This window comes from Bradyrhizobium sp. USDA 4472 (assembly GCF_054058595.1).
The window spans coordinates 6256552-6272380 of sequence record NZ_JBSSAM010000001.1 but is presented as its reverse complement, the minus strand read 5'-3'; the positions used below and the strand labels follow the sequence as shown (position 1 = coordinate 6272380).

The following is a 15829-nucleotide window of genomic DNA, read 5'->3' as shown; positions in this document are numbered from 1 at the left end:
ATCGAAGGACGGGAGGAGAAAGGTTCCGCGGCTTGCACGGCCACGGCAGCCTGATGGTCATGAGTTTCGGCAAGGCAGGAAACATTCTTCTCGCCGATATCGGCGGCACCAATGCGCGCTTCGCGCTGAGCAATGGCGAGCAGATCGGATCGATCGACTATGTGAAAGTCGCCGACCATCCGACGGTTCGCGAGGCCATCAGCGACGTGCTCCGGCGGGCCGACAGCGACAGGCCGGTCCGGGCGGTGCTTGCCGTGGCCGGTCCCGTGACCAATAACCGCTGCGTCATGACCAACAGCCCCTGGGTCATCGACGGCAACGAGCTCCAGCCGGCGCTCGGCTTCGACAGCGTCCATGTGCTCAACGATTTCGAGGTGGTGGCCTGGTCGCTGCCCGCTCTTCAGCCGGCCGACCTGATCCCGCTCGGCGGACAGGATGGCATGTCCGGGGAGCCGCTGCTGGTGGTCGGGCCCGGGACCGGTTTCGGCGTCTCCTGCCTGGTCGAGCGCCACGGCTCCCGGCTCGCCGTGGTCACGGAAGCCGGTCACGCGACCCTGCCGGCCGAGAATGAGCGCGAGGAGCGGGTCATCGCCGCCATGCGCCGGCGCTTCGGCCATGTCTCGATCGAGCGCGGCGCCCTCTCCGGCTCCGGGCTGCAATCCCTCTATGAGGCCATGGCCGAGATCGATGAAGCCCAGGTTCCGCAACGCGATGCGGCTGGCATCACCAGGGCGGCGCTGGACGGGAGTTGCGCGCTCAGCCGCGCGACGCTCGAGATGTTTTGCGCCATCCTCGGCTCCGTGGCCGGCAACCTCGCGGTGACCTTTGGCTCCAGGGGCGGCGTCTACATCGCCGGCGGGATAGCGCCGCGCTTTCCGGAGTTCCTCGCGGCCTCCGCCTTCCGCGCGCGGTTCGAGGCCAAGGGGCGGTTCCAGGACTATCTCCGCAACATCCCGACGCGCCTCGTCATGAAGACCGATGCCAGCTTTATCGGCCTGAAGATGTTCGCCGATCACAATCTGGATTGAGCTGAGCCCGCCTCAACTTCCTGCCGGTCTCGCAATTCACAGCTGGTTGCACTCAAACTGCGGTTCGGCGCGAGATTGCGCTTGCCCCTCAGTTTCCGATGGGAAACAATTCTCGCTGATGTGGCGCAGGTATGCGGGGGCGTGACATGCGTAAGCAGGATGCGGGCTTCGACTATCACCGATATCACCGGCTGCTGACCGAGGCTGACGATGACGACAAGCGGATGGCGCTGATCGAGCTGTTGATCGAGGAGAAGGCCCGGGACCGGTTGGCCGCGCAGCGCGCATCGGACCGCGCCGCCATGACGGCCCATACCATTGCAAGGGTGCTCAAGGCTGGCCGCAACTAACGCTTGCACGGCCCGGCCTCGGTGGCGAGACGTCGGCAATCGATGGCGATTCCGTTAAGGATCCCTGGCAATCCTGCGTCAAACTTTTTGCTCTAAGAATCCCTCACCTGATGCAGTTTCAGGATCAACAAAGGGGGGAATGAACATGAGCATGATTTCGCTCGCCGAAATGCCGGCTGCCGTCCAGACCCGGTCGACCGATCATTCTTTTAAATCCATTGCCACCTTCTGCTGCCTGGGCCTCATTGCCTCGTTCAGCCTGATCGCACACGGCGTCGATCTCACCGCCGGCCTGATGTGAAACACTGACGGATCCTCCGTCGCAAGATGGCCGTCCCTTCCGGGCGGCCATGTTCGTTCACGCCGCCTCCATCATCGAATAGGTCGGAGCGACGCCGTCGATCAGTGCGGAATTTTGGCCGCCGCATCGGGAAACAGCGAGTCGATCATGATCTTGAGCTGGTCCATCGCGATCGGCTTGCGCAGGATCGGCCTGCGCCGCAGCAGCGACGGCAGCAATTCCGGCCCATAGCCGGTGGCGAACAGGAACGGCTTGCCGCGCCGCTCGATCAGATCGGCAACGGGATCAACGTAAACCCCCATCAGATTGATATCGAGAATGGCGAAGTCGTACTGCGCGGTCATCGCGAAGGCGCTCGCATCTCGTACATTGTCCGCTTCCGCGACGACATGGTGGCCGAGTTCCACCACCATGTCGGCGATCATCATCCGGATCAACGCCTCGTCTTCGACCAGGAAAACGGAGAGTCCGTCCGCCATATCAACCTCGCAGCCACCTTGCGAAGGTAACCATATCCCAAATGCAGGAAGGGTTCACGAATTCGTGGCGCGCGCCGTTAATTTCGGCGCGCGCAATCCGATCCAACTTGATCAATCCAGCCCGCGCTCATGGCTGAGGCGAACCATCTCCTGGATGAATACCTCCTTTTGCTTGTCATCGAGGCTCGAATACAGTGGTTCGGCGGCGTCGGCGACGTTGCGCTGGTCGGCGGCACGGTCGATCAGGAATTGCGCCTCATTGCGCATCTGCTCGATGATGTCATCGGGCGGATCCCGCTTGGCCCGCTCAACGCGCAGGTTGAGCCGCTCTGCGCCGTTGTGCCCGAGATAATGCATGGCGCTGGAGAAGCCGAACCAGTGCTTCTCCTGATCCGGTGTGAGGTTCAGTTCAGACTTGATCCGCTCGATGTAGGAGTCGCTGTTGGCGACAATCTGCTCTGCGGTCAGTTGCGGCGCAGCGGTCTGGGTCAGGACCGTGACATCCTTGTCCTTGGCAGTATCAGCAGGCGCATTCTTGGCCTCCTTGCTGGCTTTGGCTCCCTTGGCGGCCTTTGCCGTCTTGGCATCCTTGTCCTTGTCCTTGGCCGGGCCGGCCTGCTTGGCGTCTTTCGCATCCTTGGACGCGTCCTTGTTGGCGTCCTTGTTCGAGTCCTTGGCAGCCGGCTGCTGGCCGTTATTATTGCCGACGCCGAGCACACCGGTGAAGACACCGACGACGCCGCCAATCGCGCCGCCGAGCACGCCACCGACAGGGCCGGCAGCCTTGTTGCCCGCCGCAGCCCCGTCCTGGACGCCCTTGACCAAACCTTGTGCATCCGCAACCGCGACCGCGCCAATCAGCGCAGTCAGGACGGACCCGAGCGCGAGCCAGTGTCGCAGGCCAAGCCGCCTGGGCGGCGCCGGGGTGATCATATCGGTCTCCATGTCGATCTGTGTGCCTACTTGCGAAAGGCAGGCCTCCTGCCGGTTGCAACTCTACCGTTTTCGCCACGTCGAGGTCTAGGCGCGGACAACGCTGTCCCCGTTTGAAAGCTGTTCTCGGGCGAAGCGGTGATGCAGGCTCATTCGGAACTGCGGCGTAATTCCGCATGGATTGCTCGCGTCGAGGGCGCGATGTGTGCGTCGCAATAAGAGCAACCAAATCTCATCGCTGCGCGCGCTGCCGCCTCTGCATACACAACGTTAGTTCTAGATAGCGCGGCATCAGGCTTTCTCGACAGAGACAAGCAATCATGATCTGATCGCGCTACCAATTTGCTGCGTCTCCTGCGTTATTTGCCGCTGGGACGACGGCCAACAAGAAACGTCCGACAACAATCAAAAACAAACTCGGGAAATTCAGAGGAAGCGACAGAATAATAAAACAAACCAGGACGAGGAAACGAGATGTCACGAAAGACACTGACGCGACGCCAATTTGTAGCGGCCACTGCAATGTCCTCCACGGCGCTGATCGCGGCGCCCTATGTCCGAGGCGCTTACGCCGCCGGCAAGCTCTCGATCGGCTTCTGGGACCACTGGGTGCCCGGCGCCAATGACGCCTCCACCGCGCTGGTCAAGGAATGGGCCGACAAGGAGAAGGTCGAGGTCTCGATCGACTACATCACCAGCAACAACAAGAAGATCGAGCTGACCGCCGCCGCCGAAGCGCAGGCGAAATCCGGTCATGACATCCTGCAGATGCCGAGCTGGTGGCCGCACGCCTATTCCGAGAATCTCGAGCCGCTCAACGACGTGATGGAGCCGCTCATCAAGCAGAATGGCGAGGTCAACGGCACCGTCAAATATCTGGCGCAGTCGGGCGGCAAATGGCTCGCCGTGCCTGCGACGCCGGGAAGCCAGATCAAGGGCCCCTGCTCCCGCATCGATCTCATGAAGAAGCATGCGGGGATCGACGTGCAGGAGATGTATCCGGTCGGCAGCCCGCCAAAAGACGACAACTGGAACATGGAGACGTTCCTGAAAGCGGCGGAAGCCTGTCAGAAGGCCGGCTTCCCGTTCGGCATCGGACTGGGTGAGACCACCGACAGCGTCGACACGGCGGGTGCGATCTTCCAATCGTTCGGCGCCGAGCTCGTCAACGCCAAGGGCGACGTCACCGTCAAGACCGACGAGGTGCGTCAGGCCCTCGAATACTACAAGAAACTGATCGCCGTGCTGCCGGCGGACGCCCCGTCATGGGACGACGCCTCCAACAATAAATGGCTGATCTCGGGCCGCGGCGCGATGATCCTGAACCCGCCGAGCGCCTGGGCGGTGGCCAAGCGCGATGCCCCCCAGGTCGCCGAACAGTGCTGGACGCATGGCATGCCCGCTGGCCCGAAGGGCCGTTTCGCGCCGTTCCTGCCCTATTTCTGGGGAGTCTGGAGCTTCGGCAAGAACAAGGAGGCGGCCAAGAGCCTGCTCGTCCATCTGTCGTCGCCTGCGGCGATCGAAAAATTCGTGGTGGCCAGCGGCGGGTATGATCTCCCTGCTTACGCCAACATGACGAAGTTCAAGACCTGGGCCGAGGAAGGGCCGCCGAAAGGCACACTGTTCAGCTATCCGGATCCCTATCATCGTCAGACCCTGTCGATTGCCGCCTCGCCGGCGCCGCCGAAGATCGCCCAGCAGATCTACTTCCAGGCCACGCTGACCAAGATGGCGCTGCGCTTTGCGCAGGGCGAGAAGCTGGAAACGGCGCTCGCCTGGGCCGAGGACGAGTGCGAGGGCTTTATGCGAACCTGAGCCTGTCCTGTGCCATGGCGGTTCACGCTTTCGGGCGTGAGCCGCCGGGGACGGGCGCGCTCACTCCCGCATGCCAACGAAGCCGACCGGTTTGCCGGCTTCGCAGTTGAATCGTCCGTTTGCGCTGGAGAGTCTGATCCATGGCCGATGTCATCGTTGAGCAAGGTCGCCTCGCCGGTTCCGCTCGCTCCCGAAAAGGTACGAGCCTGCGCAATCTGCTTGGCCGGAAATCGACCATGGCGTTCCTGCTGACGCTGCCGCTGATCCTCCTGATCGCGCTGCTCGTGCTCTATCCCGCGTTCTATTCGCTCTATCTGGCGACGCTGAACAAGGCGATGACCAAATTCGTCGGCCTCGGCAATTTCACCTTCCTGTTCAAGCGCGAAACGTTCTGGATGGTGGTGAAACAATCCTGCATCTTCGCGATCACCGCCGTGATCTTCAAGGCGCTGATCGGCTTCATCGTCGCGCATTTCGTCCACAACATTCCCGGCAAGAAGCAGCGCAAATGGCGCGGCATGCTGCTGGTGCCCTGGGTCATTCCGCCGGCGATGAGCACGCTGGCCTGGCTGTGGCTGTTCGACCCCTCCTACAGCGCCTTCAACTACACGCTCTCGTTCTTCGGTGTCGGCCCGATCCCCTGGCTCGGGGAGACCTTCTGGGCGCGCTTCTCCGTCATCCTCGTCAACGTCTGGTACGGCGCGCCGTTCTTCCTGATCATGTACCTGGCCGCGCTCAAATCGGTCCCCGACCAGCTTTACGAGGCCGCCGCGATCGACGGCGCCAACTGGTGGCAGAAGATCTGGTACGTCACGCTGCCGATGATGCGCAACATCATCGCCATCACGACGCTGTTCTCCCTGATCGTGACCTTCGCCAATTTCGACATCGTGCGCATCCTGACCTCGGGCGGCCCGCTGGATACGACGCATCTGTTCGCCACCTGGGCGTTCCAGGTCGGCATCCAGAGCAGCGACATTCCGCTCGGCGCCTGCGTCTCGCTGTTCATGGTGCCGATCCTCGCCGTCGCGGCGATCTTCATCCTGCGCGACGTCAGCAAACGTGGGAACGAAGCCTGATGAGCACGCTGGCGATCGACAAGGCCGGACCAACCCGCAAGCTCGGCAGCATGAGCCGGGACCGCGCCTGGGCGCTGCGCTGGTCCTATTTCTTCCTGGTGCTGTTTGCGATCTTCTTCCTGACGCCGCCGGTCTACATGGTGATCACCTCGCTGAAGAGCAGCGCGGAGATTTCGGCGGCGACCAATCCGTGGTGGGTGTTTCATCCCACCCTGTCGAACTATGTCGAGCTATTGACCTCAAACCAGTTTCTGCGCTTCTTCTGGAACTCGTCGATCATCTCGATCGTGGTCGTCTTCGTGACGATGCTGATCAGCATCCCCGCGGCGTTTGCATTGGCCCGGATGAAGTTCTGGGGCTCGGCGACGCTCGCGACAGGCGTCTTCCTCACCTATTTGATCCCGGACAGCCTGCTGTTCATTCCGCTGTTCAAGATGCTGGCGGTGATCCAGGACTTCACGGGCATTACGCTGCTGAACCGGTGGTACGTGCTGGTTTTCATCTATCCGACCCTGACCGTGCCGTTCTGCACCTGGATCATGATCGGCTATTTCGCCTCGATCCCGAAAGAGCTCGACGAGGCCGCGATCATCGACGGTGCTTCCTGGCTGCAGACCCTGTTGCGGATCTTCATTCCGGTGGCGCTGCCCGGCCTCATCGCGGCGACGATCTTCGCCTTCACCGTGTCCTGGGCCCAGTTCCTCTATCCGCTCGTGTTCACGACATCGGTCGACCAGCTGGTGCTGCCGGTCGGCATCACCACGACGCTGATCAAGGGCGACGTCTTCAACTGGGGGCAGATCATGACCGGCGCGCTGCTGGGCGCGGCGCCGCCACTGATCATCTACGCCTTCCTGATGGACTACTACATAGCCGGCCTGACCGCCGGCGCGACGAAGGGCTGAAATCGAGGGGTTGAAGTGCAATGGCCGACGTTTCCCTGCGTAAGGTGATCAAGCGTTATGACGATGTCGAAGCGGTGCGCGGCATCGATCTCGATATCGCGGACCATGAGTTCATCGTGCTGGTCGGCCCCTCCGGCTGCGGCAAGTCCACCACGCTGCGCATGATCGCGGGCCTCGAGGACATCAGCGACGGCGACATCATGATCGGCGGCGACGTCGTCAACGACGTGCCGCCGAAGGATCGCGACATCGCCATGGTGTTCCAGAATTACGCGCTCTACCCCCACATGACGGTCGCCGAGAACATGTCGTTCGGGCTGCGGCTGAAGCACTATCCCAAGGCCGAGATCAAGGCGCGGGTGACGGAAGCTGCCCGCCTGCTCGACATCACCGACCTGATCGACCGCAAGCCGAAGCAGCTCTCCGGCGGCCAGCGACAGCGCGTCGCAATGGGGCGCGCCATCGTGCGTAATCCAAAGGTCTTCCTGTTCGACGAGCCGCTGTCCAATCTCGACGCCAAGCTGCGCGTGCAGATGCGGATCGAGATCAAGAAAGTGCACCAGAAGGTCCGCACCACGACCGTCTACGTCACGCACGATCAGGTCGAGGCGATGACCCTGGCCGACCGCGTGGTGGTGATGAACAAGGGGCGGATCGAGCAGATCGGCACGCCCAACGAACTCTACCACAAGCCGGCCACGCGCTTCGTCGCAGGCTTCATCGGCTCGCCCGCCATGAACTTCATCCCGTGCCGGCTGGAAGATGCCGCCGGCACGCTCCGGATCCGCCTGACCGACCGCATTGCCTTTGCGCTGCCGCCGGCCCGCGCCGCGCGTTACAACACGCTGCCACGCACCGACAAGCTGCTGCTCGGCATCCGCCCCGAGCATCTCACCGAGGCGCGCGCGCATCTGGATCCCGGCGTCGAGACCTTCGACACCGTGCTCGACGTCACCGAGCCGATGGGAATGGAGACGCTGGTGTATTTCGGGCTCGACGGCACGCCGGTCTGCGGCCGCGTCAATCCCGGTGCCGGCGCCAAGGACGGGGCACCCATGCGTTTGGCGATGGACCTCAACAACATGCACCTGCTAAACGAGGAGACCGGCGTCGTGCTGTGACGCCGGCTCGAGAAACGCGAGCAGGCGGGGAGCGATGGCGACCAACAAGAAGAAGATTTTCGTTACACAGACTTTGTCGCAAGGGGCACGCGCCCTCCTCACCCAGCGGGACGATATCGAGCTCGTCGAATTTCCGAACCTGATCTCCGCCGCGGATTTCGAGGCTCTGCTGAAGAGCCATGCGCCGGTTCATGGCGTCGCGCTCGGCGCCACCGCCTTCGGGGAGACCGAGCTTGAAGCGGCCAAGGACATGAAGGTGGTGACCCGCATCGGCGTCGGCTACGACGCCGTCGACGTATCAGCCCTGTCGCGTCGCAAGGTGCCGCTGATGGTGGCCGGCAGCGCGAACTCGCCGTCGGTCGCGGAAGCGGCGCTGTTCATGATGCTGACCTTGGCCAAGCGCGCCAACGAGTTGCACGCATGCGTCAAGGACGGCAAATGGGCTGGCCGCCTCGCCATGCTGCCGTTCGATCTCTACGGCAAGACGGTCCTCATCATCGGCTTCGGCCGCATCGGCACCCGCACCGCCAAACGCTGCCAGGCGATGGAAATGAACGTGCAGGTCTACGATCCCTACAAGGGAGCCGCCGACATCAAGGCTGCCGGTTGCGAGCCGGTCACCGATCTCGACGCGGCGCTCTCCAACGCCGACTTCGTCACAATCCACTGCCCGAAGACGCCTGAGACCGTCGGGCTGTTCGACGCTGACAGGATCGGCCGGATGAAGCCGAGATCCTATCTCATCAACACCGCGCGGGGCGGCATCGTGAAGGAAGCCGCGCTGTACGACGCACTCGTCTCCGGCAAGCTCGCCGGCGCCGGCATCGACGTGTTCGAGGTTGAACCGCCGCCCGTCAGCAATCCGCTGTTCGCCCTGCCCAACGTCATCATCGCCCCGCATGTTGCCGGGGTCACGGTCGAGGCCGTGAGCCGCATGAGCGAGCAGACCGCGCGCAACATCCTGAGTGTGCTGGACGGCGACCCCATCAGGCAGAACGTCATCAATCAGGACGTGCTCAGTTGAATTGAATCCGAAAGGCGGCCGATTTGCCCGCCTTCGGATGGCCAGAATGCGTCCCATTTTGGTGCAGATGAGGCCCCAACTCAGCCTTAATCGAACCCGCGTAATGTATCCGGCCGCGGCGGCAGTGGGACGGACTTTGCCGGCCGCGTCGAGCTGGAGGATGGCAGAGATCGACCCGACTGACCACGCGCTGGCGACCATCGCCAGCATTTTGGAGCACCCCGAGTCGACCCTGGTCGTCCGCGAAACCGAGACCATCCGCGAGACGGAGATCGTCGTCGTCGGTGAGCACCCGGCCGTTGAAGACCATCCTATGGTCGACGAGCATCCCATGGTCGACGAGCATCCGATGGTCGAGGAGCAGCCGCTGGTCCCCGACCACACCGACGCGGACGGCTACAGCAAGGTCGGCCCCGGCCCCATGGTGGCGATCCGGCTGAAATGGACGGTTCATCGCGGCGACGATGGCCAGTATTACGTTCACGAGACCATCGGCGAACAGTCCACTCCCGTGATCAGCGGCCCGATGTCGAGCGAAGCCGCTGTGCGTTTCGTCGACGAGCACGAGGACGAAGCGCATCGGCGGTTCGAAGCTCTGCGCAGCGAGATCGCCGGCCGCAGCTCGCTCGCCGATTACGAGCGCAAGGGCGAGGCGTAATTACTTCCGGCCCAGGAAATCCTTCTTCACGAGTTCGACGCCCGCGTGCCGCAGCAGGTCGTACGCGGTCGTGACGTGAAAGAAGAACTGCGGGACGCTGTTGGTCAGCAGCAGCGTCCGCCCGGTGAAGGGCAGCTCGGTTCCGTTCTTCAGCTTGAAGAAAACCTTCAACTCCGCGGCCGCATCGATCTCGGCGCGCGGCAGGCTTTCAATGAATTCGATTGAGGTTGCAATCCGCGCCTGAAGCCCGGCCATGTCGTGCTCGAGCGGCGGCAGCGCGACCGGTTCGCACTGCGCCAGCAAGGCCGGAGCCACCGTGGCATGACGGCAGGCTTCGCCGACCTGCTGCGCCAGATCGTACATGTTCGGCGCCAGCCGCATCCCGAGCAGGACCGCCGGATTGAACTTGCGGGTTTCGGCATAGGCAACGCCCTTGTCCAGCAGGACAGACAGGTTGCGCAGGTAAGGCACGAAGAGGCCGACCGAGGCCTCATACATCGAGATCGCCACGCCAACATCCTTTCAGTTCCGCCTCGCCAGAAACTTGCATCTGGTCTAAATCCACGTCTGAAGAAGCTGTACAATGACAGCTCGGGCATGGGTGGAAAAGAGATGATCGTTCGAATCTTCGCAACGTTGGCCGTTGCGCTCCTGGCAAACGTCTCGGCTTACGCGCAGCAGCCGGCCTCCTCGCGCCTCGACGAGATCATCAAGCGCGGCACGTTGCGCGTCGGCATGACCGGCGACTACAAGCCCTTCACCTATCTGGACAAGGCCACCCAGCAGTTCTCCGGCTTCGACGTCGACATGGCAGAGGCGCTGGGCAAGGCGCTCGGCGTCAAGGTCGAATTCGTGCCCACGGCCTGGCCGAAGCTGATGAAGGATTTCGAGGCCGACCAGTTCGACATCGCGATGGGCGGCATCTCGGTGACGCTCGACCGCCAGAAGAAGGGCTACTTCACAGTGCCGATCATGCGCGAGGGAAAGACGCCGATCGCGCGCTGCGCAGACACCGCCAAGTACCAGACGCTCGCCGACATCGACAGGAAGGGCACCCGAATCATCGTCAATCCCGGCGGCACCAATGAGCGTTTCGCGCGCGCCAACGTCAAAGACGCCGACATTACCGTGTTCCCCGACAATACAGCGATCTTTGATGAGATCGCCAAGGGCAATGCCGACCTGATGATGACGGATGCCTCCGAGACCCGCTATCAGCAGAAGCAGCATCAAGGCGTGCTCTGCGCCGTGCATCCCGACAAGCCGTTCGACTTCTCCGAGAAAGCCTACTGGCTCCAGCGCGACGTGGCACTGAAGGCCTTCGTCGACGAGTGGCTGCACATCTCCATGGAGGACGGCAGCTACAAGAAGATCTATGCCGCCTGGTTCGACTAAGCCGCGTCATGGCGTGGCTTGCCCCGGCCACTCTCGGGATATTGAACCCCGAACCTGATGCGGACGACTCATACGGTAACAGTGATCTAGATCACTTTTCGCGGTCGGACCGGCGCGTATTGCCGGGTGCGCGGACCACCTGTTCGGGAGATGGAAATGAGGAAGCTGTTGGCGACGGCTGCATTCCTTTTGGCGAGCACCGCTGCGCAGGCGCAGTACACCTTCGAATATGGCGGGCGCACCATCCGCCTCGATCCCGAGCGCGGCACGGTGCAAATTCCCGGCGTGTACGACAACACCGGCCAAGGCAAGGCCAGGAAGGCCAAGAACGACGCCAGGAACGACGCCAAGAACGATACAAAGAACGATACGAAGAACGACACGAAGGGAAGCCCGAAAGCCGAACCGCAGGCTCCTCAGCAGGCCAAGGTCGATCCACAGACGTCAGCTGCACCGGCGCCGGCCCCCGCTCCTGCCGCCGCCCCGCCCACACCGGAGCAAACGTCCGCGCCACCTGCTCCCGCAGCCGCAGCGGCGCCTCCGGCTCCGCCGCCCCAAGCGCCTCCGCCTCCGGCAGCAAGCGCCAGCACCGCTCCGGCCGAAGATGCGATGGTGCCGCCGCCTCAACCGGCGCCGAGTGCGGCGCCGGCGGTGGCCGCTGTGCCGTCCGCGCCGCCTCCGCCGCCTGCGCCGGCTCCCGTTCAGGCCGCGGCTGTCGCGCCGCCGGCGCCAGCCGCCGCGCCCGCGCGCGAGCTCAATTCACCGGTCGGCGTCTGGCTCACCGAGGAGAAGGAAGGCAAGGTCCGCATCGAGCAGTGCGGCACCAATCTCTGCGGCTATTCGGTCGACAGCAAGTCGAACCAGAATGGCGAACAGGTGCTGATCAACATGAAGCCCGGCAAGGACCAGAAATGGTCGGGCCGCATCCTCGATCCCAACAACGGTTCGACCTACGAGTCCACGATCTCGCTGAAGGGCGGCGACCGCCTGCACGTGCAGGGTTGCGCCTTCGGTGGCATGTTCTGCGGCGGCCAGACCTGGACGCGCGTGAACTAGGTTCAAGCGCGACGTTGCAAGGCAGACAAGGGGCCCGTGATCCGGGTCCCTTTTTGCTTTTGCGTGTCATGGTGTCGCGATGTGCGAGACCTCACGGAGCATCTCGCGTGACGACCCTCACATCGCCGGTTCCGCGCCCGTGACACGCTCCCGGCATGGTCAACACAGGGGCGTGCCATGAACGGACTTCGCAGGCGGTTCTTCGCTAGTGCTATCGCCATTCTTGTCCCGCTCACGCAGGCGGCTGCTGCGGGCTCGACCTTCGACGGCGCATGGAATGTGCGCATCTCGTCATCGAGCGGCACCTGCGGTAACGGCGCGACGGTCGCGATCGGAATCAGCAACGGCCAGATCGCCTCGAGCAGCGCCGCGGTGACGGCGTCAGGCCGCCTCGCGGACGCCGGGAGCATCAACGTCACCTTAAGCACCGGCATCAAGCACGCCGTGGGCTCAGGCCGGCTCAGCGGCACCACAGGCTCCGGCACATGGCATGGTGCCATGTGCTCGGGCACGTGGACCGCGGAGCGGATATAGGCCGGCTGCCGCGTTAACCGAGCGCTGCGCCGTACTCGGCGTCGGTGACCGGCTCGAGCCAGGTCGAATAGACGCCGTCGAGCGCTTCCTGCATGGCGATGTGGCACATGCTGTTGCCCGGCGAGGCGCCGTGCCAGTGCACTTCATTCGGCGGAATCCAGACGGTATCGCCCGGGCGGATCTCCTTGACCGGGCCGCCCTTGGTCTGGACGCGGCCAACGCCGGAAATCACGTAGAGCGTTTGCCCGAGCGGATGGTGATGCCAGTTGGTGCGGGCGCCAGGCTCGAACGAGACGCGCGAGACGTTCAGCCGCGCCGGCGCGGGCGCCATGTTGATGGGGTCCTGCAACACGGTGCCGGTGAAGTTTTCCTTGGGCGCGCGGCGGGTCGGCCGCGCACCTGCGAGGGTGATGTCCATGGGGCTCCTCGTTTCCTGTTACTTCTTGCTGGCGGCGTAGCGCGCCTTGGTCTCGGCATTCATGGGATAGAGGCCCGGCAGCACCGCGCCGTTGTTCACCTCGTTGACGATCCAGGCTTCCATCCGTTCCTGCTCGACGCCCTCGTTGAGCACGTGATCGAGCATCGCCGCCGGGATCAGGACGCAGCCGTCCTGGTCGGCGACGACGATGTCGTTCGGGAACACGGCGACCCCGCCGCAGCCGATCGGCTCACCCCAGCCGACGAAAGTGAGACCCGCAACCGACGGCGGCGCGGCATAGCCGTCGCACCAGACCGGCAAATTGGTGCCGAGCACGCCTTCGACGTCCCGCACCACGCCGTCGGTGACGAGCGCGGTAACGCCGCGCTTGACCATGCGTGCGCAGAGGATGTCGCCGAAGATGCCGGCGTCGGTGATGCCCATGGCGTCGACCACGGCGATGCAGCCTTCCGGCATCGCCTCGATCGCGGTGCGGGTCGAGATCGGCGACGACCAGGATTCCGGCGTCGCCAGATCCTCGCGCGCCGGCACGAAGCGCAGCGTGAAAGCCGGTCCGACCAGCCGCGGCAGGCCCGGGCGCAGCGGACGCGCACCGCGCATCCAGACATTCCGCAGGCCCTTCTTCAGCAGGACCGTAGTGATGGTGGCGGTGGTGATGCCGGCGAGGGTCTTGCGGGCTTCGGGGGACAGCGACATGGACGAGAACGAGCTCCGAGGTGCGGGAAAGAACGCGCGCATCTTGCGAGCCGGGAGCTGGCCGTCAAGGGCCAAGAACGCGGCCCTGCTGGCCTTTATGCGCCGCGATAACAAGGCTTTATCGCCACCCCCGGAATTAATTTATTGGACTTGCCGACGCATTTACGCGAAGCAATGGCATTGCGGAACTCAAGGCTGAGCCCGCTTTTCTCAAGACCGATTTCGAGAGGTCATGGCCGCGACGCTCCCCCCGCCCCGCCTCCTTCCCAGTGGCGACAGTGCCGTCACGGTCGAGTTCAGCCGCACCATCGACGACGCCGCCAACGAACGCGTGCTCGCGCTCGACAAGGCGCTCGCATCAAGCCCCATCGAGGGCATCTCCGAGACGATCCCGACCTATCGCTCGCTGCTGGTGCATTACGATCCCGGCAAGATCGGCTTTGACGCGCTCGGCGAAAAGATCCTGGCGATCGCCTGCCGACCGCTGCCGCCGGCAAGCAAGACGCGGCGCTGGCGCATTCCCGTCGCCTATGGTGGCGAGCACGGCATCGACCTCGAGGATGTCGCGAAAGCACTGAACACCACGCCGGACGACATCGTCGCCCGTCACGTCGGCGGCGACTATCGCGTCGCCATGATCGGCTTCACGCCAGGTTGGTCCTATCTCAGCGGCCTCGACAAATCCCTGCACATGTCGCGACGCCAAAGTCCCCGGCTGTTCACGCCGGCAGGCACGATCTCGATCGGAGGCATCCAGGCCGGCATCCAGTGTCTGGCGGCGCCCAGCGGCTGGCACCTGCTCGGCCGCACGCCGGTGCGAACCTATCAACTCCACCGCAACCCGACCTTCCTCACCGAACCCGGCGATCGCGTGACTTTTTTTGCCATCGACCACAAGACGTTCGAGGAGCAGGATCGTGCCGCGGAAGCCGGCGCGATCATCGCCGAGCGGGTGGACGCGTGAGCCGGCTCGTCGTCGCCAGCATCGGGCCTGCAAGCTCCGTCCAGGACGGCGGACGACGCGGCGCGCAGCGCTATGGCCTGACGGTCAGCGGTGCGATGGACCTGTTAGCGCTGGCCGCCGCGAACACGCTTGTCGGCAACGAGCCGTTTGCGGCCGCGGTCGAGATCGGCCCGTTCGGCGCGACGTTCACGGCCAGGGATGGCGCCGTGCGCGTCGGGATATCAGGTGCGCCACGCCCGGCGGACGTTGCCGGGCGGCCCGTGGCCATGGACAGCTCAGTCACGCTGAAGGACGGCGAGATGCTCGCGCTGGGCTTTGCCCGCGGCGGTGCCTTCACGTATCTCGCGATCGAAGGCGCCATCAAAGGCGAGCCGGTATTCGGCAGCCTCGCGGTGAATGCCCGCGCTGGCCTCGGCAGCCCCTATCCGCGCCCGCTCCAGGCCGGCGACGAGTTCTCGGTCGATGCCGCGAGCGGCGCGCCGGAGTTACGGATCGAATTGCCAAAGCCGGTCAGCGGCCCGATCCGCGTCGTGCTGGGTCCGCAGGACGACGAATTCGATGATGCCAACAAGGCGTTGTTCCTCGACAGCGAGTGGAAGGTCTCGGCGACGTCGGATCGCATGGGCTACCGGCTCGAAGGCCCCGCCATCAAGCATCTGCACGGCCACAACATCGTCTCCGACGGCACCGTCAACGGCAGCATCCAGGTGCCCGGCAACGGCGCGCCGATCGCGCTGATGAGGGATCGCGGCACATCAGGTGGTTATCCCAAGATCGCAACCGTGATCACGGCCGATGTCGGCCGCCTCGCTCAGACTTCGGCGGGCACGGCGTTCCATTTCAAGGCGGTCACCATCGCTGAGGCGCAGGACGAGGCGCGCAAGTTTCAACAGCTGATCCGCAACCTGCCCGATCGCTTGCGCCCTTCCGACGTGATCGAGCTCAACATCGAGGCGCTGAGCGATGCCAACGTCGCGGGCTATGCGGTGAGTGCCATGGATGCCGGGACCTGGCAGGTCGCGGCGGAGCCTTAGACAACAAGACCAAAGGCG

The 15829-nt window shown here is 63.9% G+C and carries 19 protein-coding genes; 14 read left to right on the top strand and 5 right to left on the bottom strand.

What is annotated here, in order from left to right:
- Window positions 1–59 precede the first annotated feature (59 nt).
- From glk to ACVWZ4_RS29515, 3 genes are all read left to right on the top strand, one after another.
- Window positions 60–1028: a glucokinase gene (glk, locus tag ACVWZ4_RS29525; protein WP_456705283.1), complete on the top strand. Its 969-nt coding sequence runs from the start codon at window positions 60–62 to the stop codon at window positions 1026–1028.
- Between the two features lie 146 nt (window positions 1029–1174).
- Window positions 1175–1378: a hypothetical protein gene (locus ACVWZ4_RS29520; RefSeq protein ID WP_456703596.1), complete on the top strand. Its 204-nt coding sequence runs from the start codon at window positions 1175–1177 to the stop codon at window positions 1376–1378.
- A gap of 145 nt (window positions 1379–1523) precedes the next feature.
- Entirely contained in the window at window positions 1524–1679 is a 156-nt protein-coding gene (locus tag ACVWZ4_RS29515; RefSeq protein WP_456738580.1) for a hypothetical protein, read from the top strand.
- 101 nt (window positions 1680–1780) lie between these two features.
- On the opposite strand, the gene ACVWZ4_RS29510 is transcribed toward ACVWZ4_RS29515, so the two are convergent.
- Window positions 1781–2158 (bottom strand): response regulator, encoded by a 378-nt coding sequence (locus ACVWZ4_RS29510; protein WP_456703598.1) that lies wholly within the window; start codon window positions 2156–2158, stop codon window positions 1781–1783.
- 111 nt (window positions 2159–2269) lie between these two features.
- Window positions 2270–3091 (bottom strand): Spy/CpxP family protein refolding chaperone, encoded by an 822-nt coding sequence (locus ACVWZ4_RS29505; RefSeq protein WP_456735152.1) that lies wholly within the window; start codon window positions 3089–3091, stop codon window positions 2270–2272.
- 474 nt (window positions 3092–3565) lie between these two features.
- Between ACVWZ4_RS29505 and ACVWZ4_RS29500 the strand changes: the two genes are divergently transcribed.
- The 6 genes from ACVWZ4_RS29500 to ACVWZ4_RS29475 all read left to right on the top strand — a co-directional run bounded on the left by ACVWZ4_RS29500 (window position 3566) and on the right by ACVWZ4_RS29475 (window position 9693).
- Window positions 3566–4906 (top strand): ABC transporter substrate-binding protein, encoded by a 1341-nt coding sequence (locus ACVWZ4_RS29500; protein WP_092237175.1) that lies wholly within the window; start codon window positions 3566–3568, stop codon window positions 4904–4906.
- Window positions 4907–5046: 140 nt separating this feature from the next.
- Window positions 5047–5985, top strand: coding sequence for a carbohydrate ABC transporter permease (locus tag ACVWZ4_RS29495; RefSeq protein ID WP_456741707.1), 939 nt, complete (start codon window positions 5047–5049; stop codon window positions 5983–5985).
- Window positions 5985–6890, top strand: coding sequence for a carbohydrate ABC transporter permease (locus ACVWZ4_RS29490; protein WP_456735153.1), 906 nt, complete (start codon window positions 5985–5987; stop codon window positions 6888–6890). Before ACVWZ4_RS29495 ends, ACVWZ4_RS29490 begins: the two co-directional genes overlap by 1 nt.
- 20 nt (window positions 6891–6910) lie before the next feature.
- Complete coding sequence (locus ACVWZ4_RS29485; RefSeq protein ID WP_456703601.1) at window positions 6911–8011, top strand: ABC transporter ATP-binding protein; 1101 nt, start codon at window positions 6911–6913, stop codon at window positions 8009–8011.
- Between the two features lie 34 nt (window positions 8012–8045).
- The gene (locus ACVWZ4_RS29480; protein WP_456735154.1) at window positions 8046–9035 is read left to right on the top strand and encodes a hydroxyacid dehydrogenase; all 990 of its coding nucleotides are present in this window, start codon (window positions 8046–8048) and stop codon (window positions 9033–9035) included.
- 160 nt (window positions 9036–9195) lie between these two features.
- Window positions 9196–9693, top strand: a complete 498-nt coding sequence (locus ACVWZ4_RS29475) for a hypothetical protein (RefSeq protein WP_456790414.1) — start codon at window positions 9196–9198, stop codon at window positions 9691–9693.
- Here ACVWZ4_RS29475 and ACVWZ4_RS29470 read toward each other — a convergent pair whose 3' ends face one another.
- The gene (locus ACVWZ4_RS29470) at window positions 9694–10191 is read right to left on the bottom strand and encodes a DUF1993 domain-containing protein (protein WP_456705284.1); all 498 of its coding nucleotides are present in this window, start codon (window positions 10189–10191) and stop codon (window positions 9694–9696) included.
- A 114-nt stretch (window positions 10192–10305) separates the two neighbouring features.
- Between ACVWZ4_RS29470 and ACVWZ4_RS29465 the strand changes: the two genes are divergently transcribed.
- The 3 genes from ACVWZ4_RS29465 to ACVWZ4_RS29455 all read left to right on the top strand — a co-directional run bounded on the left by ACVWZ4_RS29465 (window position 10306) and on the right by ACVWZ4_RS29455 (window position 12678).
- Window positions 10306–11088: a transporter substrate-binding domain-containing protein gene (locus tag ACVWZ4_RS29465; RefSeq protein ID WP_456741705.1), complete on the top strand. Its 783-nt coding sequence runs from the start codon at window positions 10306–10308 to the stop codon at window positions 11086–11088.
- Window positions 11089–11244: 156 nt separating this feature from the next.
- Window positions 11245–12144 (top strand): DUF2147 domain-containing protein, encoded by a 900-nt coding sequence (locus tag ACVWZ4_RS29460; protein WP_456741704.1) that lies wholly within the window; start codon window positions 11245–11247, stop codon window positions 12142–12144.
- A gap of 177 nt (window positions 12145–12321) precedes the next feature.
- Entirely contained in the window at window positions 12322–12678 is a 357-nt protein-coding gene (locus tag ACVWZ4_RS29455) for a hypothetical protein (RefSeq protein ID WP_456741703.1), read from the top strand.
- Window positions 12679–12691: 13 nt separating this feature from the next.
- On the opposite strand, the gene ACVWZ4_RS29450 is transcribed toward ACVWZ4_RS29455, so the two are convergent.
- Together ACVWZ4_RS29450 and ACVWZ4_RS29445 are read right to left on the bottom strand one after the other, a co-directional pair.
- Window positions 12692–13096 (bottom strand): (R)-mandelonitrile lyase, encoded by a 405-nt coding sequence (locus ACVWZ4_RS29450; protein WP_092237153.1) that lies wholly within the window; start codon window positions 13094–13096, stop codon window positions 12692–12694.
- A gap of 18 nt (window positions 13097–13114) precedes the next feature.
- Window positions 13115–13813, bottom strand: coding sequence for a ribonuclease activity regulator RraA (locus tag ACVWZ4_RS29445; protein ID WP_456703607.1), 699 nt, complete (start codon window positions 13811–13813; stop codon window positions 13115–13117).
- Window positions 13814–14045: 232 nt separating this feature from the next.
- Between ACVWZ4_RS29445 and pxpB the strand changes: the two genes are divergently transcribed.
- Both pxpB and ACVWZ4_RS29435 read left to right on the top strand, forming a co-directional pair.
- A complete protein-coding gene (gene pxpB / locus ACVWZ4_RS29440) occupies window positions 14046–14777 on the top strand; it encodes a 5-oxoprolinase subunit PxpB (protein WP_456735158.1) in 732 nt (243 codons plus the stop codon).
- A complete protein-coding gene (locus tag ACVWZ4_RS29435; RefSeq protein ID WP_456741702.1) occupies window positions 14774–15811 on the top strand; it encodes a 5-oxoprolinase subunit C family protein in 1038 nt (345 codons plus the stop codon). The genes pxpB and ACVWZ4_RS29435 overlap by 4 nt, the downstream gene beginning before the upstream one ends.
- Window positions 15812–15829 lie beyond the last annotated feature (18 nt).

Bases quoted from the DNA above. Each gene is read 5' to 3' on its own strand.
- ACVWZ4_RS29510 (WP_456703598.1), bottom strand. From the start codon at position 2,158: ATGGCGGACGGACTCTCCGTTTTCCTGGTCGAAGACGAGGCGTTGATC.
- ACVWZ4_RS29445 (WP_456703607.1), bottom strand. From the start codon at position 13,813: ATGTCGCTGTCCCCCGAAGCCCGCAAGACCCTCGCCGGCATCACCACC.
- pxpB (WP_456735158.1), top strand. From the start codon at position 14,046: ATGGCCGCGACGCTCCCCCCGCCCCGCCTCCTTCCCAGTGGCGACAGT.
- ACVWZ4_RS29465 (WP_456741705.1), top strand. From the start codon at position 10,306: ATGATCGTTCGAATCTTCGCAACGTTGGCCGTTGCGCTCCTGGCAAAC.
- ACVWZ4_RS29520 (WP_456703596.1), top strand. From the start codon at position 1,175: ATGCGTAAGCAGGATGCGGGCTTCGACTATCACCGATATCACCGGCTG.
- ACVWZ4_RS29455 (WP_456741703.1), top strand. From the start codon at position 12,322: ATGAACGGACTTCGCAGGCGGTTCTTCGCTAGTGCTATCGCCATTCTT.
- ACVWZ4_RS29460 (WP_456741704.1), top strand. From the start codon at position 11,245: ATGAGGAAGCTGTTGGCGACGGCTGCATTCCTTTTGGCGAGCACCGCT.
- ACVWZ4_RS29495 (WP_456741707.1), top strand. From the start codon at position 5,047: ATGGCCGATGTCATCGTTGAGCAAGGTCGCCTCGCCGGTTCCGCTCGC.
- ACVWZ4_RS29500 (WP_092237175.1), top strand. From the start codon at position 3,566: ATGTCACGAAAGACACTGACGCGACGCCAATTTGTAGCGGCCACTGCA.
- ACVWZ4_RS29515 (WP_456738580.1), top strand. From the start codon at position 1,524: ATGAGCATGATTTCGCTCGCCGAAATGCCGGCTGCCGTCCAGACCCGG.
- ACVWZ4_RS29505 (WP_456735152.1), bottom strand. From the start codon at position 3,091: ATGATCACCCCGGCGCCGCCCAGGCGGCTTGGCCTGCGACACTGGCTC.
- ACVWZ4_RS29450 (WP_092237153.1), bottom strand. From the start codon at position 13,096: ATGGACATCACCCTCGCAGGTGCGCGGCCGACCCGCCGCGCGCCCAAG.
- ACVWZ4_RS29480 (WP_456735154.1), top strand. From the start codon at position 8,046: ATGGCGACCAACAAGAAGAAGATTTTCGTTACACAGACTTTGTCGCAA.
- ACVWZ4_RS29475 (WP_456790414.1), top strand. From the start codon at position 9,196: ATGGCAGAGATCGACCCGACTGACCACGCGCTGGCGACCATCGCCAGC.
- ACVWZ4_RS29485 (WP_456703601.1), top strand. From the start codon at position 6,911: ATGGCCGACGTTTCCCTGCGTAAGGTGATCAAGCGTTATGACGATGTC.
- ACVWZ4_RS29470 (WP_456705284.1), bottom strand. From the start codon at position 10,191: ATGTATGAGGCCTCGGTCGGCCTCTTCGTGCCTTACCTGCGCAACCTG.
- ACVWZ4_RS29490 (WP_456735153.1), top strand. From the start codon at position 5,985: ATGAGCACGCTGGCGATCGACAAGGCCGGACCAACCCGCAAGCTCGGC.
- glk (WP_456705283.1), top strand. From the start codon at position 60: ATGAGTTTCGGCAAGGCAGGAAACATTCTTCTCGCCGATATCGGCGGC.